Below are 20,262 nucleotides of genomic sequence, written 5' to 3'. Positions count from 1 at the left end.
AGCGCCGGCGGCGCGGCGAGGCAGGCGTGCTCGGCCACCGCGCAGCGCGGCGCGAAGGCGCAGCCGCGCGGCAGCTCCTCGAGGTTCGGCGGCGCGCCCGGGATGGTCACCAGCGGCTTCCCGCGCAGCCCGGCATGCACCGTGGCGCCGAGGAGCCCCTGGGCATAGGGATGCAGCGGAGCGGCGAGCAGCGCGCCGACCGGCCCCTCTTCCACGAAGCGGCCGGCGTACATGACCGCGATGCGGTCCGCGACCTCGCTCGCCACGCCCAGGTCGTGGGTGACGAAGATCACGCCCATGCCGAGCTCCTTCTGCAGGCGTCTCAGCAGCAGCAGGATCTGGATCTGCACCGTGGCGTCGAGCGCCGTGGTCGGCTCGTCCGCCAGCAGAAGCTTCGGCCGGCAGGACAGCGCCATGGCGATCATCGCGCGCTGGCGCAGCCCGCCCGACAATTCGTGCGGATAGGCCGCGAGCCGCCGTTGCGCCGAGGGGATCTGCACCAGCTCGAAGAGCTCGAGCGCGCGGCGCATCGCCTCCGCCTCGCTGACGCCGCGCTCGTGGCGGCGGATGGTCTCGGTGATCTGCCGGCCGACCGTGAAGACGGGATCGAGCGCCGTCATCGGTTCCTGGAAGATCATGGAGACGACACCGCCGCGGATGTCCTCCATCGCACGTTCGGAGGCAGCGAGGATGTCGTGGCCGGCGACGCGGACCGTGCCCGTCATCACGGTGCGCCGCGCGGGGTTGAGGCGCATCAGCGCGCGCAGTGTCACGGATTTGCCGCTGCCGCTCTCGCCCAGGATGCAGAGCGCCTCCTGCGGCGCCAGGTCGAAATCCACGCCGTTCACGGCATGGACCGTCGCGTCGCGCGTGACGAAGCGGACGAGGAGGTCCCGCACATGCACCAGGGGCTGGGTCATGCGGCCGCCGCGCTGTGCCCGGAGCCCGGGATCGCCATCAGGCAGGCGGCGAGCTGGCCGCCCGGCGTCGGCGAGAGCGGCGGCACGGTGCCGGCGCAGACCTCCTCCGCCCGCGCGCAGCGCGTGCGGAAGCGGCAGCCCGATGGCGGGTTGACGGGGTTGGGCGGATCGCCGGTCAGGGGCGGCTCCTCCCGTCGGCGGGACGGATCCATCGAGGGACGGCTGTCCAGCAGCGCCGCGGTGTAGGGATGCACGGCCGCGGCGTAGATCGCCTCCATCGGGCCGAGCTCCACAACCTTGCCGAGATACATCACCAGCAGCCGGTCGGCCATGTACTGCACCACGTTCAGGTCGTGGCTGATGAACATGTAGGTCAGGCCGAAGCGCGCCTTGAGCTCCACCAGCAGGTTCAGCACCTGCGCCTCCACGCTCTTGTCCAGCGCCGAGACCGGCTCGTCCAGGATCAGCAGGCGCGGGCGCAGCGCCAGCGCGCGCGCGATGTTCACGCGCTGCCGCTGCCCGCCCGACAGCTCGTGCGGGTAGCGCCGCCCGAAGAGCATCGGATCGAGCCCGACCGCCTCGAGCAGCTCCTCCGCGCGGCGAATCGCGTCGCGTTTCGCGACGCCGTGCACCGTCGGCCCGAAGGCGATGGAATCGGCGATGGTCAGGCGCGGGTTGAGCGAGGCGTAGCTGTCCTGGAAGACCATCTGCACCTGCCGGCGGTATTCCTTCAACGGCATCTCCCGCGTGCCGACGGCGCGGCCGTCGAACACCACCTCGCCGGCGGTGGGTTCGAGCAGCGCCATGACCAAGCGTGACAGGGTGGACTTGCCGCAGCCGCTCTCGCCCACGATGCCGAGCGTCTCGCCTTTCCTCACGTCGAAGGCGACGCCATCCACCGCGCGCACGACGCCCGCCCCCTGCTTGAGGGGGAAGTGCTTCACCAGGCCGCGCACGGACAGCAGCGGCTGCGCCGGCCCCCCCACATCGGGCAGGGCCGGCAGGACCTCCGGCAATGCGGTCATGACAGGATCAGGCGAGCGTCGTCAGGTCCTGGAACCAGTGCTGCGCCTGGACGTAGCCGCGCACGTTGCGGCCCAGCACGCGCGGGTTGGTGTCGTGTACCACGAAGACCAGAAGCGCCTGGTCCACCACCCGCTCATGCACGCGGGCCATGAGCCGGTCCTGCTCCGCCGGGTCGAAGGAGGCCAGCGCCTGGTCGATCAGCCCGTCCACCTCCGCGTCGCGGAAATGCGACCAGTTCACGCCGGTCGGCGCGATCTGGTTGGAGTGGAAGAAGCGGATCAGCGCGTAGAGCGGGTCGGAGGTGAGGTATGCGACGTTGTTCGCCGTGATGCCGCGCATGGAGTCATGCGCCGCGCCGTTGCGCCAGGCGGTGTAGAGCACCTCGAGCTCGACCGGCTGGAACTGCACGTCGATGCCGACCTCGCGCCAGGACTGCTGGATGAACTCGTTCATCGGCATCGACAGCATCTGGCCCGATCCGCCCGTCGCCACGATGAAGCGCGTGCGCAGCGGGTTCTGGGGCGAGAAGCCGGCCTCCCGCACCAGGCGGCGCGCCTCGTTCGGGTCGAAGCGGACCTGGAACTCCGGCCGGCCGAACCAGGGGGAGGAGCGGTCCACCACGCCCTCGGCCGGCTTGGCCAGGCCGTTCAGCAGCGCGACGACGTCGTTGCGGTTGATCGCGAGGTTCGCCGCGCGCCGCAGCCGCACGTCGCGCCAGGGCGAGCCCTCCAGCATGGAGAGATGGTAGTTCCAGATATGCGGCGTGACGTTCTGCACCACGCGCATGCCCGCGCGCTGCAACTGCGGCAGCATGTCCAGCGCGGGCGTCTCGATCAGGTCCACCTGGTTCGACAGCAGCGCGTTGGTGCGTGTCACCGCGTCGGGCGCGCAGACCAGCACGATGCGGTCCACCTTCGCCATGCGGCGCGGGTTCCAGTAGGCCGTGTTGCGCACCAGCTCCGCCCGCTCCCGCGGGACGAGACGCGCGAGGCGGAAGGGCCCGGTGCCCGAGGGTTCCTGCGCGAACCGCTCCCAGCTCCGGCCCAGCCGCTCGTACTGCGCCGGGGAGGAGATCAGGAACCACAGCATCTGGTAGGGGAACAGGCTGTCCACGCTGCGCGTGGTCAGCTCCACCGTCATCGCATCCACCTTCCGCCAGGCGGCGAGGCTGGGCAGACGCGGGCGCACCTGGGCGGCCTGGCGCTGGTCGAAATGCGGCGCCTGGTTGTTCATCACCTTCTCGATGTTCCAGATCACCGCGTCGGCGTCGAAGTCGGAGCCGTCGTGGAACTTCACGCCCTGGCGCAGGCGGAACACCCATTTGCGGCGGTCGGCGGGGTCGGCCTCCCAGCTCGTGGCGAGACCGGGCTGCAGCGTGCCGGGGCGGTCGGCGACGTCCATCTCCCAGGCGACGAGGCTGTCGTAGATGGTGTGGCCGGTGAACTGGTAGGCGCCGGCGCCACGGTCCGGCTGGCCGGTTGTCTGCGGGATGTCGGCCATCGAGATGCCGTAGCGCAGCACCCGTTCGCCGCCTGCGGCGGGCGCCTGGGCCTGCGCTGGCGCAGGTGCCCAAAGACCGGGCAACATGGCGAGGCCAGATGCACCCAGCAGGGTGCGGCGATCGATCGTCATCGTAGGTTCCCAGCGTGCGGCAGTGCCGGCCGCAACATGAGCAACCCCTGTGCCAGCCGCGGTCGGCCGGCCGCGACTCTGGCGTCCGTGCCGACCATCGCGGATAGTCGTTCCGCCCCCACAGGGATGCGCCGGATGGCACGTCGGCCCGCCAACATGCAGTACCTGGCGGAGGACATTCCTCCTGTCCCGCTGACCGTCGCAAGTGCGCTGCAATACGTCGCGGTTACCTCCTCCTTCCTGGTTTTTCCGGTGATCCTCGCGCGGGAGGCCGGGCTCGATGCGGCGGCGACGGACGGCATGCTGGGCTGGGCGATGCTGGTCCTGGCGCTCGGCACGACGCTGCAGGCCCTGCCGCGCGGGCCAGTGGGCAGCGGCTACCTCGCCCCGAGTGCCATGACGGCCATCTACCTCGGTCCCTCGCTGGAGGCGGTGCGGCTCGGCGGGATCGCGCTGATGTCGGGGATGACGCTGTTCGGCGGTGCGGCGCAGGCGGCCTGCGCCCGGTATCTGCCGCGGCTGCGGCGGGTGCTGCCGGCAGAGGTGGCGGGCATCGTCATCTTCCTGGTGGGCGTGTCGAACGGCGTGGTCGGGTTGCGCTACCTGCTGCAGCCGGCGGTGGCGTCGTGCCCGGGGGCGCGGAATGGGCCGTCGCCGGCATCACGCTGGCCACCATGGTGGCCGCGAATGTCTGGAGCCGCGGCGTGCTCGGCCTGTCCTGCGCGCTGTTCGGGATGCTGGCCGGCTACGTCGCGGCGGTTCTGCTGGGCGTCCTGCCGGCGGCACGGCTCGCCGAGGTCGCCGCGGTGCCGCTGCTGGCGCCGCCCGGCACCGCGCACATGGCGATGTCCTTCGATGCGACGATGATGCTGCCCTTCGTCATCGCGGCGCTGGCCAACGCGATGAAGGCGGCCGCCGTGCTCACCGCCAGCCAGCGGCAGCTGGACGCGGACTGGGTGCGTCCGGACCTGAAGCCGATCGGCCGCGGCGTGCTGGCGGATGGGCTTGGCGTCATGGCGGCGGGTGGCGCCTCGGTCCTGGCGGCGAATGTCAGCGCCTCCTCGGTCGGGCTGACGGCGGCGACGGGCATGGCCAGCCGGCGCGTCGCCTTCTTCACCAGTGCCGCCTTCGTGCTTCTGGCCTTCCTGCCGGGCATCACGCGCCTGCTGGCGCTGATGCCGGCGCCGATCGTGGGCGCGACCCTCGTCTTCGTCAGCTGCGCCGTGCTGAAGAGCGGCATCGAGACGATCGCCGCCCGCATGCACGACACGCGCAAGACCCTGGTGGTCGGGCTGGCCATCGTGGCGGGGCTGGCTGTGGAGGCTTTTCCGGCCGCCTTCCGGGCCATGCCGGCGGTGCTGCAACCCATCACCGTCTCGTCGCTGGTCTTCGGCGCGCTGGTCGGCTTCGTGCTGAACCTGGTCTTCCGCATCGGGCTCCGGCAGCGGGCGGAACTGGCCATCGACCCGGACCAGCCGGACCTGGAGGCGGTAGGGCGCTTCGTGGAGCAGAGCGGCGCGTCCTGGGGCGCGCGGCGGGAGGTGGTGCTGCGTGCGGAATGGGCGGCGCAGGAGCTGGTGGACACAGTCGTCGTCACCGCAGCGCCGCAAGGACCGCTGCGGCTGTCCGCCAGGTTCGACGAGTACAACCTCGACCTCGAACTGCGCTACGCCGGAGCGGTCCTGCCGGAGGTGCGCGAGCGCCCGTCGCCCGAGGAGATCGCCGAGCACCCGGACGGCGCGCGGCGGCTGGCCGCCTTCCTGTTGCGGCGGAGCGCGACGCGCGTGACCTTCGGCGGGCGCGACGGCGCACGGGTCGTGCGCCTGCATTTCGATCACTGACGCCGATGGCAGCCCCGACGATGCCGCATCCCGATTTCGCCGCACGGACGCTCGTCGATGTCGTCCGGCATCATGCCGCGACCATCGGCGACCGCCCCGCCCTCGCCTCCGAGACGCGGGAGGTGAGCTACGCGCAACTCGATGCCGCCGCCGGCCGTATTGCGCATTGCCTGCTCGCCAGCCCTGCACCGCGCGGCGCCATGGTGCCGATCTGCATGCCGATGTCGATCGAGCTGATGATCGTGCTGATGGGCGTGATGAAGGCCGGGCTGGCCTTCACCCATGTGGATCCGCGGCTGGGCGATGCCGCGCTGCGCGACCGCATCGCGCATGCCGAGGCCAGCTGCGTGCTGGGCGCCGCCACCACCGTCCCGCGCCTGCGGGCGCTGTTCGAGCCCGACCTCGCCGTGCTGGACGCGGAGGCGGCGGCGGAGGACGCGGCCCTGCCCTCCACCGATCCGGGCATCCGGCGCGGCCCGCGCGACCTGGCCTTCGTGCGCTACACCTCCGGCTCGACCGGGTCGCCGAAGGGTGTGATGTGCAGCCATGGCTGCGCGGGCTTCGCGGCCTGGTGCTGGACGCATGTGACGGCGCTGACGCCGGAGGACCGCGTCGGCGTCTTCCAGTCCTTCTGGACCTCCGTCGCGCTCGGCACGCTGTTCGGCGGCGCGGCGCTGGATGTGATCGACACGGCGCAGGGCGGCCTGCGTAGCCTGGCGCCGGAGATCGCGCGCCGCCGCTCCACCGTCCTCACCACCTTCCCCGCGGCCTTTCGCCAGTTCGCCGCCGGTCTCGAGGACAGGGCGAAGCTGGCGAGCCTGCGCTGCGTCTCGCTCTCGGCCGAGCCGCTGAACCGGACCGACGTGGAACTCGCTCGCCGCGTCCTTCCCGCGGGTTGCCGCCTCGTCAACAGCTACGGCAGCTCGGAACTGCTGCACATCGGATTCCATGTCGTCGCCGACCCCTTGCCCGAGGGGGCGCGCATACCGGTGGGGCAGCCGCTGCCGGGCAATGAGATCCTGCTGGTCGATGCGGACGGCGCGCCGGTACCGCCCGGCGAGGCCGGCGAGATCGCCGTGCGCACGTCCTGGCAATGCTCGGGCTACTGGCGGCGCCCCGACCTGACCCGGCGCGTCTTCGGCTGCGAGGATCCGACCTCGGCCGAGGCGCTCTACCGTACCGGGGATGTCGGTCGCCACGACGCGGCCGGCGACCTCTGCATCGTCGGGCGCGTGGACAACCAGATCAAGCTGCGCGGTCACCGCATCCTCCCGGAGGAGATCGAGGAGGTGCTGCTGCGCCACCCCGACGTTGCCGGCGCCGCGGTGCGGTCCTTCGAGGATCCGCAGGCCGGCACGACGCAGCTGGCGGCCTTCGTGGTGGCGCGCGGCCCCGCGCCGGACCCGCGCGAGCTGCGCCGCTGGGTGGCGGACCGGCTGCCGGACTACATGGTGCCGCGCCACGTCGTGTCGCTGGACGCCCTGCCGCTGACGCCGGGCGACAAGGTGGACCGCCGCGCGCTGCCTGATCCGCTGCCCTTCGCGCGCAACGCCGCCTTCCGTCAGCCGGGCGCAGCGCCTGCGGCGCTGGCGAGCGAGGCGTCGCGGGCGGCGGTCGCGCGGGTCTGGCGCAACGTGCTGGACGCGGACTCGCTGCGCGCCGACCTGCCCTTCGACGAGGCGGGCGGGGACTCGCTTCGCCTGATGCACCTGGTCCTGCTGCTGGAGCGCGCCGTGGGCCGCGACCTGCCGCTCGACGCCTTCCATCCGGCGATGCGGCCGAGCGAGATGGCCGGCGCCCTGGATGGCCCGCCCGACCGCATTCGGACGCGTGCCGGCCAGGGCAGCATCGTCTTCGCCCTGCCCGGGCTGGGTGGCGCCTGGCCCTTCCTGCCCGAGTTGCGGGTGGCCTGCGGAACCGCGCTCGACATCCGGCTGGTGCGCTGGCCGGGCGGTGCGCAGCTGCTGCAGGCGAAGGACCGCGGCGCGCTGCTGCGCGACGCGGTGCTGCAGCAGGTGGAGGCGACCGCGCCGCACGGACCAGTCGGCCTGATGGGCTACTCCTTCGGCGGCAATGTCGCCCATGTCGTGGCCAGGGCGCTGCTCGATGCCGGGCGCGAGGTGCGGTTCCTGGTCATGGTGGACTGCCCGGCCGATCAGCCGGCGGATGCGCCGGTGCAGCGGGCCGGGCGTCGGCTGGCGGGGGTCCGGCGCGACCTGGCCCGGTTGGCGGATCCGGCCTGGGGTCTGGGCCGGCTCGACCGGCTGGCGGCGATCCTGACGGAGCGCCTGACCGTGGAATCGCGCCTGCTGCTGCGCTTCGCCCGCGGCACCTGGCCGCGCGCCGCGGAGGAGTTGCGCGTGCATGTCCAGACCCACCTGGCGAATGGCCTGCGGGATCTGGCGCTGCGTGACATGCGCCGCGCCGAGGCGGGTGCCGCGCCGCTCGGCATTCCCGTCACGCTGCTGCGTGCCGAGCTGCGGAACGATGGCGCGGCTGAGGATCTCGGCTGGCGGCGCCACTGCACGCGGCTCACCGTGGTGCCCGTGCCGGCCGATCATCATGGCGTGCTGGATGCGGCGCATCGCCCAGCGATGGCGCAGGCCATTCTGCAGGCCGCTGCGGCGGGTGCTGCAGGTGCCGCACCTGCGGCGGCGTTCTCCGCGGGCTGATCGGCGCGCCGGGCGGAGCGTCGGGCTGCGCAGCCGAGTGCGAGGCCTGCGGGTTTGCGCGGCGTCTGCCTGCTGCCTGGGCGGCCTGCATCGGCCGGCGGGGAAACTGCCGATTCGATGTGCGGCTGGTGCGGGTGGCAGCGTTTCCGGTCGCTGGATGACGGATGCGGAACGCAGCCCCGCGTCTATCCTGCGGCCGATCCCGCGGCGGAGGGACCATGCGGAGCCTCGTCGTCCATAGCGCAGCCGCGCCCGGCAGCGGCACCGTGCGAGCCCGGCCGGCATGACCACCGGCCTCGAGACGCTGGAGCGCGAGGTCGCACGGCAGCTGGACATCCTGGCCTATCCATCGCGCGACTGGGTGGTGCCGCGCCCGGGGCCGGACGGAGCTCCGGCGCTGGCCTGCGCGGTGATCGGCGCGGGCCAGTATGGCCTGGCCGTCGGCGCGCTGCTGCAGCGCGAGCGCGTCGCGGAGGTGGCGCTGTTCGACGACAGCCCGGCGGGTCGCGAGGGCCCCTGGGCCACCTTCGCGCGCATGGAGATGCTGCGCACGCCGAAATACCTCGCCGGCCCGGAATGCGGCCTGCCGGCGCTGTCCTTCCGTGCGTGGTGGGAAGCGCAGCACGGCGCGGCGGCGTGGGAGCGGATGTTCCGCGTGCCGCGCACCGCCTGGACGGAGTACCTGGCCTGGTTCCGCCACGTGACCGGCCTGTCGGTGCGGAACGGATGGCGGCTGGTGTCGCTGCGTCCGGCCGCCGGCGGCACGCTGATCGAGCTCGGCTTCATGACGCCGGACGGGCCCGCGACGCGCTTCGCCGCGACGGTCGTGCTCGCAACGGGCGCGAAGGGCGCGGGCGGCCACGTGGTCCCGGCAGCGATCGCGCGTGCCGTGCCGGCCGATCGCGTGGTGAACGCGCTGGAAGTGTTCGACGCTGCGCGGCTGCGCGGACGGCGGGTGGGCATTCTCGGCGCCGGCGCCTCCGCCTTCGACCTGGCGATCGCGGCATTGAAGGAAGGCGCGGTGCAGGCCGATGTCTGCGTGCGCCGGCCGGACCTGCCCCGCGACAACCCGCGCCGCTGGATGGAGAGCGCGGGCTTCCTGGGCCATTACGTGGACCTGCCGGATGCGGCGAAATGGGCGTATCACTGGCGGCTGAAGGAGATCGGCCAGCCGCCGCCGCAACCGACCTTCGACGCGGCGATGGCGCTGCCCGGCTTCGCGCTGCGCACCGGCTTCCCGTGGGAGAGCCTTCGCTGGACCGGCATGGAAATCGTGGTGGAAGGCGGCGGGCGTCGTGCGGCCTACGACGTCATCGGCGTCGCCACGGGCTACCAGCCCGACATGGCGCGCTGCCCGGAACTGGCGGAGATCGTGCGTCACGCGGCGCGCTGGCGCGACCGCTTCGTGCCGCCGCCGGGACAGGCGCATGAGGGCATGGCCGCCGCCCCTTATCTCGACCGCTTCGGCGCCTTCACCGAGCGCGAGCCGGGCCAGGCGCCCTGGCTCTCGCGCGTGCTGACCATCATCAGCTCGGCCAATCTCAGCCTGGGGCCGGTCGCCGCCTCGGTCAGCACGATGAAGTATGTCGCGCCGCGCCTGGTGGAGGGCGTGAAGCGCGCGCTGGTGCTGGACCAGCAGGGGCAGGACTGGGCCGAGTTCATGGAGGGCGAGCACGCCGAGCTGCGTCCCTTCGCGACGCAGGAGGACGCCGCTGCATGAGCGAGCAGATCATTCGCCTGCTGCCCCGGCCGGCCACGGCGGCGGCGATCGCCCCCTACGGCACGTTGATCGAGCCAGGCGAAGACGGCACGCCCTTCGGGCCGGCCGATGCGCAGCTGGAACTGGGGAGGGGCACCCCGCGGCTCTACATCATGCGGATCCCGCACCGCCCGATGCTGGTGCGCGGCATCACGCGCCACACCCGAGTCACGCAGTGCCTGGCCGCGACCGGGGGCGCCGACTGGTTCGCCTGCCTGGCGCCGCCCGGCGATCCGGATGCGCCGGACGCGACACCCGATCCGGCGCAGGTCGTCTGCTTCCGCATCGGAGGCGACGTCGCGCTGGCGCTGAAGCGGGGCACGTGGCACGCCGGCCCCTTCTTCACGGCGCCGGAGCAGGATTTCCTGAACCTCGAACTGTCCGACACCAACGAGACCGACCACCACACCGTGCGCTTCGACGCGAACTTCGGCCTGGTGTTCGAGATCGTCCCCTGAGCCACGGAGACAGGATGCAGACCCGCGCTGCGGTGCGCCCGGGACGAGGAGGAGGGTAGCATGGAACTCGGGATTCGCGGCCAGACCGTGCTGATCACCGGCGCCTCCAAGGGCATCGGCCTGTCCTGCGCGCGCGCCTTCGCGGCGGAGGGCTGCGACCTGCACCTGGCGGCGCGCTCGGCGGCGCCGATGGAGGCGGCGAAGGCGGCGCTTGAGGCGGAGTTCGGCGTGAGGGTCACGGTCCATGCCGGCGACCTGGCCGACGATGCTGCGATGCAGGCGCTGGCGGCGCGGGTCGGCGAGGTGGACGTGCTGGTGAACAACGCCGGCGACATCCCGGCCGGCGACATCGAGGCGGTGGACGATGCCGCCTGGCGACGCGGCTGGGACCTGAAGGTGTTCGGCTACATCAGCCTGACGCGCGCCTACTGGACGCGCATGAAGGCGCGGGGCCGCGGTGTGATCGTCAACGACATCGGCAACAGCGGCGAGAACTGGGACGCGCGCTACATCGCCGGCTCCTCCGGCAATGCCAGCCTGATGGCCTTCACGAAGGCGCTGGGCGCCGTTTCGCTGGACCATGGCGTACGCGTCGTGGGGGTCAATCCGGGGCCGGTGGCGACCGACCGCATGGTCAAGCTGATGAAGCGCCGGGCGCTGGACTGGTACGGCGACGAGGGGCGCTGGCAGGAATTGTTCGACAAGTATCCGGGCAAGCGGCCCGCGACGCCGGAGGAGGTGGCCGACCTCATCCTGTTCCTCGCCTCGCCGCGCGCCGGTTACATCACCGGCACGGTGGTGACGATCGACGGCGGCATCGCCTCCCGCGGCAGCATCATCTAGGCGCCGGGCGATGCACGGTCTGCCGCCGCTGTTGTGAGAGGAGCGGGCCCATGCCCCATGTGACCGCGCCGGACGGCGTGCGCCTCTGGGTCGAGGAGGCCGGCAGCGGCACCCCGATCCTGTTCGTCCACGAGTTCGGCGGCGACCATCGCAGCTGGGAGCCGCAGCTGCGCGCCTTCGCGCGCCGCCACCGCTGCGTCACCTATGCCGCGCGGGGCTATCCGCCCTCCGACGTGCCGCCGGAGGTCGAGAGCTACAGCCAGGCGATCGCCGTTGCCGACGCCATCGCGGTGCTGGACGGGCTGGGGATCGCGCGCGCGCATGTGGTCGGGCTGTCGATGGGCGGCTTCGCCGCGCTGCATCTGGCGCTGCGCCATCCCGACCGTGCGCTGTCGGTGGTCGCGGCGGGGGCCGGCTACGGCGCGGAGAAGGCTTACGAAGACTACTTCCGCGGCGTGTCCGCCAAGGTGGCGGAGGGGTTCGAGACACAGGGCGCCGACGCCTTCGGGAAGACCTATGCGCTCGGCGCGTCGCGCGTGCAGTTCCAGAACAAGGATCCGCGCGGCTGGCGGGAATTCGAGGGCTGGCTGCGCGAGCACTCGGCCGAGGGCAGCGCGCGGACCATGCGCGGCGTGCAGATGCGCCGTCCCTCGCTGTACGATCTGGAGGCGGCATTCCGCGCCTGCGACGTGCCCGTGCTGGTGATGACCGGCGACGAGGACGACCATTGCCTGCAGCCCGCCCTGTTCCTGAAGCGCGTGATCCCGCGCTGCGGCCTGGCGGTATTCCCCAAGGCCGGCCACACGTTGAACCTTGAAGAGCCGGACCTGTTCAACCGCTTCCTGGCCGAGTTCATTGCGACCGTCGAGGCGGGCCGCTGGGACCGGCGCGACCCGCGCGCCAATGCGGCCGAGGTGATGAAGGTCGATTGACCGCGATCGACCCGGCCCTGGTCCTGCTTGCCGCCGAGGCGGTGGACGGCGCCACGCGCCGTGTGGCGCCGGTTGCGCCCGCACGCTACAGGCGCTGCGCGATGACCGACGCGACACTGCCGCCGGAGGCGATCCACCTGCCGTTCGAGGACGGCCCCTTCCGCATGGCCATGGGCCTGCTGGCCTGCCCGGCGGCAAACTGGATCGAGCTCGACGAGCGCTACCCCGCCGAGATGACGGAGCGCCGTGACCTGCTGGCGCGCCGCCATGCCGAGGTCTTCGCGACCTGCCCGGGCAGCGAGGCGGCGAGGGCCGAGCTTCTGGCGGTCCTCGCCGCCCATCTGGTGGAGCATCATCCCGCATGGTTCCGGCGCGACGGCGAGCGGCTGCGCAACGTGCTGACCAATGAGACATGGGACCTGGCCGCGCCGCCCTGCGACCCGCTGGAGGTCGCGGGCCGCCTGGTGCAGGAAGATCTGTGCCTGATCCGCCCCGACGCCACCGGGCCGGTGCTGGACGCGGCGGTGCTTTGCGCGCCCAGCCGCTGGCGGCTGGGCGAGAAGATCGGCTTGCCGCTGCTGGAGGTGCATGGGCCCGTGCCCTTCTACGCCGAGCGTCTCGGCGGGCCGGTGGACCGCTTCCTGCGCCATCTGCGCGCCGGGCGGATCGCGATGCGGCTGAACTGGTCGGTGGTGGACGACCCCGCGCTGTTCCAGCCTTTCGGGAAGCACCGCACGGGGGTCGATCCCAGCATCACCACTGCCACCGCCGGGACACGCCTGCATCTGCGCGTGGAGCGCCAGACCTTCCGGCTGCTGGAGCGGTCCGGCTCCGTCGTGTTCGGCATCCGCGTGCACAGCTATCCGATTGCACACATCGCGGCACTGCCGGGCGTCGCCGCGCGGCTGGCGGCGGCGGTGCGCGCGCTGCCGCCGGCGATGCAGGCCTACAAGAGCCTGCCGGTGTTCCGCGACGCCCTGCTGGCGCATCTGGACGAGGTCGCCAGGGGAGCCGTCCCCGCCCGCTGAGAAGCGGGCTCCCTCCGCCGGCTCGGCCCGTGCCGATCCGGCGGCCCGGACGCCAAGCGCTGATTGCGCTTCGCCCGGCTTTTTGCCAGAAGCCCGCGTCCGGGGTGCGCCGGGCGAGGGGTCATTCAACCCGGGATGGGGTCCTTGGCGCGGTGCCGCCCGCCTGCCGTTCCTCGGTGCGCCCCGTCATGGAGGTGGCTGCCCGCCGTGCGCGACGACGTCCTGGAGCACGACCGAGAGCGGACGACCGCGGCGGCGTGCGAGCTGACGATCCTGATGCCCTGCCTCAACGAGGCCGAGACGCTCGGGCGCTGCATCGCCAAGGCGAGCGCCTTCCTGGCCAGCCGCGGCATCGCGGGCGAGATCCTCATCGCGGACAACGGCAGCACCGACGGCTCCCAGGCGATCGCCGAGGCCGGCGGGGCGCGCGTCGTGCCCATCCCGACGCGCGGCTACGGCGCCGCCCTGATCGGCGGCATCGCGGCGGCGCGCGGCCGCTACGTGATCATGGGCGACAGCGACGACAGCTACGACTTCAGCAACCTGGACGCCTTCGTGGCGAAGCTGCGCGAAGGCTACGCCCTGGTGATGGGCAACCGCTTTCTGGGCGGCATCCAGCCCGGCGCGATGCCGCCGCTGCACCGCTACCTCGGCAACCCCGTGCTGACGGGCATCGGCCGCCTGCTGTTCCGCAGCCCGGTGGGCGACTTCCATTGCGGCCTGCGCGGCTTCGACCGTGCCGCCATGCTGCGCCTCGACCTTCGCGCGACGGGGATGGAGTTCGCCAGCGAAATGGTCGTGAAGGCGACCGTCCAGCGCCTGCGGATCACGGAGGTGCCGACGACCCTCTCGCCGGATGGGCGGTCGCGGCCGCCGCATCTGCGCAGCTGGCGCGACGGCTGGCGCCACCTGCGCTTCCTGCTGCTGTTCAGCCCGCGCGGCCTGTTCCTCTACCCCGGCGCGGCCATGTTCGCGCTGGGCGGGCTGCTTACGGCGTGGCTGCTGCCGGCGCCGCGCATGGTGGGCGGCGTCACCTTCGACATCCACACCCTGCTCTACGCGGCCCTGCTGCTGGTGGTGGGGATGCACTTCATGCTGTTCTGGGTCTTCGCGAAGATCTACGGGATGCGCGAGGGCATCGTGCCGCCGGACCCGGGCTTCACCGGCTGGCTGGCGCGGCTGCAGCTGGAGCGCGTGCTGATCGCGGCGGGCATCCTCGTGCTGGCAGGGCTGGCGCTGGGCGTCGTGGCGCTGGGCCTGTGGCAGGCGGAAGCCTTCGGCGAGCTGCACGCCGACCAGACCATGCGGCTGGTGATCCCCTCCGCGGTGCTGATCCTGCTGGGGCTGCAGTTGGCCTCCGGGAGCTTCTTCGCCAGCGTGCTGGAGATCCGCGGCGCGCCGATCGCCGCGCCCGCAGGCCCGGCCGCGCGGCAGTCCTGACGAGATGCGGGGCGGGGGTCCGCCCGGCACTGGTGCAGGCCGCGGCCGCGCCCCTACGATACCCTCCACCCGTCGCGGAGGGATCGCGCCATGGCCACCGTCATCCACGGCACCACCGTCGTCACCGCCGGCCCGGACGACGCCGTTCACCATGACGCCGCGATCGCCATCGAGGGCGGGCGCATCGCCGCCATCGGGCCGAGCCGCGAGATCCGCGCCCGCTTCCCGGACGCCGAGGCCGTGGACGGGCGCGATCGCGCCGTGCTGCCGGGCTTCGCCAATGTCCATACCCATCTCGGCCTGACGCTGGCGCGCGGCGTCTACGAGGACCTCTCGCCGCCCCACAAGCCGCCCTTCTGCGGCGGGCTGGCGCCGATCCCGCTGCCGAAGCTCTCCGCCGAGGAGAACGCGGTGATGTGCCAGCTCGGCGCTCTGGAGGCGATCCGCAGCGGCACCACGCTGGTGCTGGAGGATGGCGTGGACATCGCGAGCTACGCGCCGCAGATGGCCGCGACCGGGCTGCGCATGGTGCTGGCGGAGCGCGCCTGGGACCGCGCCGGGGCCGGCATCGGCGATCCCGCCCCCTTCGAGGTGTCGGAACGCCTGGCCGACGAGGGCTTCGAGCGCATCGCGCGCCTGCACGCGACGTGGCACGGCGCGGCGGAGGGGCGGATCACCGTCGGCGTCGCGGCCTGGGCGCCGGACATGTGCTCGCCCGCGCTGCTGCGCCGGCTGCGCGACCTGCAGCAGAAGCTGGATACGCTCTGCACCATCCACCTGAACCAGATCTGGGGCGAGGTGGCAGCGGTGCAGGCACAGCGCGACGGCATGCTGCCCACCGAATACCTGGCGAGCCTGGACTTCCTGCACGACCGGCTGGTCGCCGCGCATTGCCGCTGCATGGCGCACCGGGAGGAGAAGCTGCTCGGCCGCGCGCGGACTTCCGTCGCCTTCAACTCCGCCATCGCCGCGCGGCGCGGGCTCAGCCCGCGGATCTCCGCGCTGGAAGCGGAGGGCTGCAACATCGCCATGGGCTCCGACAACATGGCGGAAGACATGGTGGAGGTGATGCGCACCGGCCTGTTCATGGAGCGCATCCGGCGCGAGGACGGCCGCAACCCGACACCGGAGCAGGCGCTGGGCTGGGCGACGCGCAACGGCTACCGCGCCTGCGGCGTGCCCGATGGCGGCTGGCTTGCGCCGGGGAACCGCGCCGACCTGATCATGATCCGCACCGACCGGCCGCACCTGGTGCCGCTGATGCGCCTGGTCTCCACCTTCGTGCACCAGGGCCAGGCCGCCGACGTGGAGGCGGTGATGGTGGACGGAAGCTGGGTCATGCGGGACGGCGTGGTGCGGACCATGGACGAGGCGGCGATCGTGCGGGATGCCGACCGCATCGCACGGCGCGCCTGGGCGAGGCTGTTCGCGGAGCGGCCGGACATCGAGGTGCCGCCGGGCTTCGCGCCGGCGCCGTGACTCGCGCGCCGCTTGAACCCGTGCCGAACCGATGACTAGGCTAGGCCGGCTTCGAGGAGGCTTCCATGCGGATCAGCCGACGTGACGTGATCGCGGCGACGGTCGCCGCGCCTGCGATCCTCTCCGCCAGCGGGCGCCGGGCTGCCGGGCAGGCGGCGGGCAAGGTGATCCGCTCCGTCCCGATCGGCGACCTGCGCGCGCTCGATCCCATCTGGACTACGGCCTACATCACGCGCAACCACGGCTACCTGGTCTGGGACACGCTGTTCGCACTGGATGCGCAGAACCGCCCGCAGCCGCAGATGGTCGGCGCCTACGACGTCAGCGGCGACGGGCGCAGCTGGACCTTCACGCTCCGCCGCGGGCTGATGTGGCACGACGATACGCCGGTGCGCGCGGCGGATTGCGTCGCCTCCGTCCGCCGCTGGGGCGCGCGGGACGGAATGGGCCGTGCGCTGCTGGGGGTGACCGAGGACCTCTCGGCGTTGGACGACACCACCTTCCGCCTGCGCCTGCGCCAGCCCGTCGGCTTCGTGCTGGAGGCACTGGGCAAGATCGACAGCAACGTGCCCTTCATGATGCCGGAGCGCCTGGCGCGCACCGACCCGAATGCGCAGGTCACGGAGGTGATCGGCTCCGGACCCTTCCGCTTCCTGCGGCAGGAATGGGTGCCGGGCGTGAAGGTGGTGTACGAGAAGTTCGCCCGCTACGTCCCGCGCGACGAGCCGCCCAGCCAGGCGGCCGGCGGCAAGGTGGTGCGCGTGGACCGCGTGGAATCCATCTACACGCCGGATGCCGCGACGGCCGCGAGCGGGCTGATGACCGGCGAGTTCGACCTGCTGGAATCGCCCGCGCCCGACCTGGTGGACCGGCTGCAGCGCGCGCGCGGCGTGGTGGTCGCGCCGAACGACCCGCTCGGCTACCAGCTCTTCATGGTGATCAACCACCTGCACCCGCCCTTCGACAAGGTGGAGGCGCGGCGGGCGCTGATGTCGGCGGTGCGCCAGCAGGACTTCATGCACGCCACCGTGGGCGACCGCACGCCGTCGCGCGAATGCGCGGCGATCTTCGGTTGCGGCGCGAACGAGCCGCCTCAGCACGAGGCGCTCGGCTGGCCGCGCATGGCACCCGGACAGGCCGCGGAGGCGCTGCGCGCCGCCGGCTATGACGGCCGGCCGATCGTGGTGATGGACCCCGCCGACAACGCCACATTGCACCCGGGCGCGCTGCTGGCGGCCGATGCGCTGCGCCGGATCGGCGCCAATGTGGACCTGCAGGCGATGGACTGGAGCGCGCTGGTGCAGCGCCGCGCGTCCCGCGAGCCGCCGGCGCGCGGCGGGTGGAACGTCTTCGTCACCAACGCGACGATCACCGGCATTTCCAACCCGCTGCTCAACACCTTCGCGCGGCATTGCGAGGAGGCCTGGTTCGGCTGGCCCTGCAACCCGCGCGTCGGCGAGCTCACGCGCGCCTGGACCTTCGAGACCGATGCCGCGGCGCGGCAGCGCATCCTGAAGGAGCTGGAGCGGCTGCATGTGGAGCACGTGACGCTGATCCCGCTCGGCCAGTACCGCAGCGTCATCGCACACCGCGCCTCGCTGCGCGGCATGCTGCCCGGGCCGGCGCTGTTCTACTGGAACCTCGAGAAGGATTGACGCCTTTACGTCCCTGGTGGCCGCAGGGCGTGGCCGCGCAGGGGCAGGCGATGGCGCGCTTCGTCGAGACGACCTACGCCAACCCGCTGATCGAGGAGCCCTGGGCGGATCCCGCCGTCGCCGGCCCGGACGACGAAGGCTGGTACTGGTGCTACGCGACGGATGACGAGCACGAGCCGGAGCCGCCGCGCCGCTTCAAGGTCGCGCGCTCCCGCGACCTGGTGCGGTGGCAGACGCATCCGCCGGGCGCCGAGGCCGGCGCGATCGCCGCGCCGATCCCGAACGCCACGCGCTTCCGTGCCTGCTGGGCACCGGATGTGCGTCGCCTCGGGCCGCGCGACTGGGTATTCTACGGCTCCTTGAAGTTCGACGACCATGCCGAGGCGGGCGAGGCGGGTCACGGCATCTTCGTGGCGCGTGCCAGCACGCCGACCGGGTTCGGCGATCCTGTCGTGCTGGCGCGCGGACGCGCCTTCACCACCATCGATCCCTGCTTCTTCCGCTCGTCGCGGTCAGGCGGGCAGGTGCTCTACTGGGGGTCGGGGCACGGCCCGATCCGGGGGCGGGAGCTGCGCGCGGATGGCATGGCCTTCGCGCCGGGTTCCGTGCCGCAGGACGTGCTCGCGCCCGATCCCGCCAACCCCGACGAGCACCTGTGGGAAGGCGCGCATGTGATCGAGCGGCCGGGCGACGGCGCGCCGCTGATGCTCGTCTCCGGCGTCTGCACCTGGTCCGGGCCCTACCGCGTGCATGTCTTCGAAGGCGGGTCGGATCCGCTGGACCGCTTCCGCCGGCCGGCCGGCGGGTCGCTGCTGCTGCGGGAAAATGCGACGTGGAACCGCTGCGGGCAGGTCTTCGTGGTGCAGGACGCCATCGGCCAGCACTGGATCTTCTACCACGCGGTGCGCGGCGAGGCGCTGATCCCCGGGACGGAGGACGTGATCGGCACGGGCGGGCGCCGGGGCATCCCGCTGCGGCAGCTCTGCCTGGACCCGCTGCAGTTCGGCACGGACGGGATGCCCTTCGTCGAGGACGGCTCGCCCTCCGCCGGGCTGCGCCCCGGGCCGGTCGTGCGCGTGGCGTGACGCGGCGCGGGAATGAACGCCGGGCGGATCGACGCGTTCGGGGCCTGCACGACCGACAGGGGGATGCGCATGCCGCGGCAGTCGCGGTTCGCCTGGGTGTGCCTGGGTGCCCTGGGCCTGGCGGCCGCGGCGCTCTGGGCGGTGGACAAGCGCAACGCTGCGCTCGGCACCGTGCTGGCCGTGCTCGGTTGCGTCTTCTTGATCCTGCCGCCGCGCGAGCGCATGGCGCGGCTGCCCTGGCGCCTGCGGGCGCTGCCGCGGCGATACGACGCGACACCGGTGTTGGCCAGCCTGATCAGCACGCCGGGTTACGGCCTCAGCTGGTTCCATGGCGCCAATCCCTATGACGAGGCCGTGCACCTGCTGAGCGGCCTGCTGGCGGGCGCGGTCGTCGGGGCGCTGCTGCAGGCGGATGGGCGCCCGCGCAGCGCCTTGCGGCTGGCGATGTCAGGCGGCGCCTTCGGCTTGGCGCTGTCGCTGGCGTGGGAAGCCTTCGAATGGTGGGCCGGGCTGATCGGCAACGGCACGGACACCCTTACCGACATCCTGCTCACGACGCTCGGCACCGCGCTCGCCGCGGCCCTCGTGCCCGCGGCGCAGGCCTCCCGGCCGCGCTGACGCTTGGCCATGCGGGTCGCCACCTACAACGCGCATCGCGGCCGCGACAGCTTCGGGCGCTTCGGGCCGGAGCGCATCGCCGGCGTGATCGCGGAGATCGCGCCCGACCTGATCGCGCTGCAGGAGGCCCAGCATTGGCTGCGACCCGGCCGCGGCATGTTCGACGCCGCCGCGATCGAGGCTGCGACGGGCCTGCGGCCGCTGGACGTCACGGGCCGCGTCGGCGAGCAGGGCTGGCGCGGCAATGTCGTTCTGGTGCGGCGCGAGGCTCGGCTGCTGCGCCCGCCGGTCGGCCTGCGCCTCGGCGGGTGGGAGCCGCGCGGCGGGGTGCTGGCCGAGCTCGACCTCGGCGTGGGGCCGTTCCGGGTAGTGGCGACGCATCTCAGCCTGAGTGGCGGCCGGCGGCGACTGCAGGCCGCGGCGATCCTGGCTGCGCTGCGCAGCGGGCCGCCGATGCCGACGCTGCTGCTTGGCGACCTGAACGAGTGGCGGCCTGCGGGATCGGCCCTGGCCGTGCTGGCGGAGCTGTTCGGCACGCCGCGACCGGCGCCGACCTTTCCCGCCTTCCAGCCACGCCTCTCGCTCGACCGGATCATGGGCTATCCGCCCGGCCTGGTGGGCGACCTGGCCGTGCATGATTCGCCGCTCGCCCGCCGAGCCTCCGACCATCTGCCGCTGACGGCCCGGGTGGAGCCGCGCGGTCTCCCCGGCGCGGGGCTTCCGGGCTGAGCGTGCCGGCGCGATCATGGGCGCGCCCGCACATGGACCGAGACCGATGACCGAAGCCGACATCCGCCGTGCCGCCGCCGCGCTGCTCGCCGTGCGCCGCGGCGCGCCGCCCATCGCCAGCCTCGGCGACGCCGCGCCGCGCGAC

At 72.7% G+C, this 20,262-nt stretch carries 16 protein-coding genes; 13 read left to right on the top strand and 3 right to left on the bottom strand.

All coding sequences use genetic code 11. The features are described 5' to 3' along the window. The 3 genes from OZN99_RS08775 to OZN99_RS08765 form a co-directional block, all read right to left on the bottom strand. The coding region (locus tag OZN99_RS08775; protein WP_270934830.1) for an ABC transporter ATP-binding protein at positions 1–920 on the bottom strand (920 nt) is incomplete at its 3' end. Continuing rightward, the gene (locus OZN99_RS08770) at positions 917–1,945 is read right to left on the bottom strand and encodes an ABC transporter ATP-binding protein (protein ID WP_270934829.1); all 1,029 of its coding nucleotides are present in this window, start codon (positions 1,943–1,945) and stop codon (positions 917–919) included. The genes OZN99_RS08770 and OZN99_RS08775, both read right to left, overlap by 4 nt. A 7-nt stretch (positions 1,946–1,952) precedes the next feature. Continuing rightward, a complete protein-coding gene (locus tag OZN99_RS08765; protein WP_270934828.1) occupies positions 1,953–3,578 on the bottom strand; it encodes an ABC transporter substrate-binding protein in 1,626 nt (541 codons plus the stop codon). 626 nt (positions 3,579–4,204) lie between these two features. Between OZN99_RS08765 and OZN99_RS08760 the strand changes: the two genes are divergently transcribed. From OZN99_RS08760 to OZN99_RS08700, 13 genes are all read left to right on the top strand, one after another. After that, positions 4,205–5,419: a solute carrier family 23 protein gene (locus tag OZN99_RS08760; protein WP_270934827.1), complete on the top strand. Its 1,215-nt coding sequence runs from the start codon at positions 4,205–4,207 to the stop codon at positions 5,417–5,419. Between the two features lie 20 nt (positions 5,420–5,439). Next, on the top strand, positions 5,440–8,091 hold the full coding sequence (locus tag OZN99_RS08755) for an AMP-binding protein (RefSeq protein ID WP_270934826.1): 2,652 nt from the start codon (positions 5,440–5,442) through the stop codon (positions 8,089–8,091). Positions 8,092–8,374: 283 nt separating this feature from the next. Continuing rightward, on the top strand, positions 8,375–9,811 hold the full coding sequence (locus OZN99_RS08750; protein WP_270934825.1) for an FAD/NAD(P)-binding protein: 1,437 nt from the start codon (positions 8,375–8,377) through the stop codon (positions 9,809–9,811). Next, positions 9,808–10,308, top strand: a complete 501-nt coding sequence (locus OZN99_RS08745; protein WP_270934824.1) for an ureidoglycolate lyase — start codon at positions 9,808–9,810, stop codon at positions 10,306–10,308. Before OZN99_RS08750 ends, OZN99_RS08745 begins: the two co-directional genes overlap by 4 nt. A gap of 60 nt (positions 10,309–10,368) precedes the next feature. After that, a complete protein-coding gene (locus tag OZN99_RS08740; RefSeq protein ID WP_270934823.1) occupies positions 10,369–11,151 on the top strand; it encodes an SDR family oxidoreductase in 783 nt (260 codons plus the stop codon). A 50-nt stretch (positions 11,152–11,201) separates the two neighbouring features. Then, positions 11,202–12,083, top strand: coding sequence for an alpha/beta fold hydrolase (locus OZN99_RS08735; protein WP_270934822.1), 882 nt, complete (start codon positions 11,202–11,204; stop codon positions 12,081–12,083). After that, positions 12,080–13,111 carry a heme-dependent oxidative N-demethylase family protein gene (locus OZN99_RS08730; RefSeq protein WP_270934821.1) on the top strand — a complete coding sequence of 344 codons (1,032 nt, stop codon included), beginning with the start codon at positions 12,080–12,082 and terminating at the stop codon, positions 13,109–13,111. Before OZN99_RS08735 ends, OZN99_RS08730 begins: the two co-directional genes overlap by 4 nt. Before the next feature lie 207 nt (positions 13,112–13,318). After that, positions 13,319–14,551, top strand: coding sequence for a glycosyltransferase family 2 protein (locus tag OZN99_RS08725; RefSeq protein WP_270934820.1), 1,233 nt, complete (start codon positions 13,319–13,321; stop codon positions 14,549–14,551). 90 nt (positions 14,552–14,641) lie between these two features. Continuing rightward, a complete protein-coding gene (locus tag OZN99_RS08720; protein WP_270934819.1) occupies positions 14,642–16,030 on the top strand; it encodes an amidohydrolase family protein in 1,389 nt (462 codons plus the stop codon). Between the two features lie 65 nt (positions 16,031–16,095). Beyond that, a complete protein-coding gene (locus OZN99_RS08715) occupies positions 16,096–17,685 on the top strand; it encodes an ABC transporter substrate-binding protein (protein ID WP_270934818.1) in 1,590 nt (529 codons plus the stop codon). Between the two features lie 50 nt (positions 17,686–17,735). Next, positions 17,736–18,770 carry a glycoside hydrolase family 43 protein gene (locus OZN99_RS08710; RefSeq protein ID WP_270934817.1) on the top strand — a complete coding sequence of 345 codons (1,035 nt, stop codon included), beginning with the start codon at positions 17,736–17,738 and terminating at the stop codon, positions 18,768–18,770. Positions 18,771–18,839: 69 nt separating this feature from the next. Beyond that, on the top strand, positions 18,840–19,388 hold the full coding sequence (locus OZN99_RS08705) for a hypothetical protein (protein WP_270934816.1): 549 nt from the start codon (positions 18,840–18,842) through the stop codon (positions 19,386–19,388). A 9-nt stretch (positions 19,389–19,397) separates the two neighbouring features. Continuing rightward, positions 19,398–20,117: an endonuclease/exonuclease/phosphatase family protein gene (locus tag OZN99_RS08700; protein ID WP_270934815.1), complete on the top strand. Its 720-nt coding sequence runs from the start codon at positions 19,398–19,400 to the stop codon at positions 20,115–20,117. Positions 20,118–20,262 lie beyond the last annotated feature (145 nt).

It is taken from the genome of Falsiroseomonas oryzae, assembly GCF_027856955.1.
In the GTDB taxonomy this organism is placed as follows: Bacteria; Pseudomonadota; Alphaproteobacteria; order Acetobacterales; family Acetobacteraceae; genus Falsiroseomonas; species Falsiroseomonas oryzae.
Note: the sequence above shows the minus strand (reverse complement) of the source record. Positions and strands in the feature narration are given on the sequence as shown.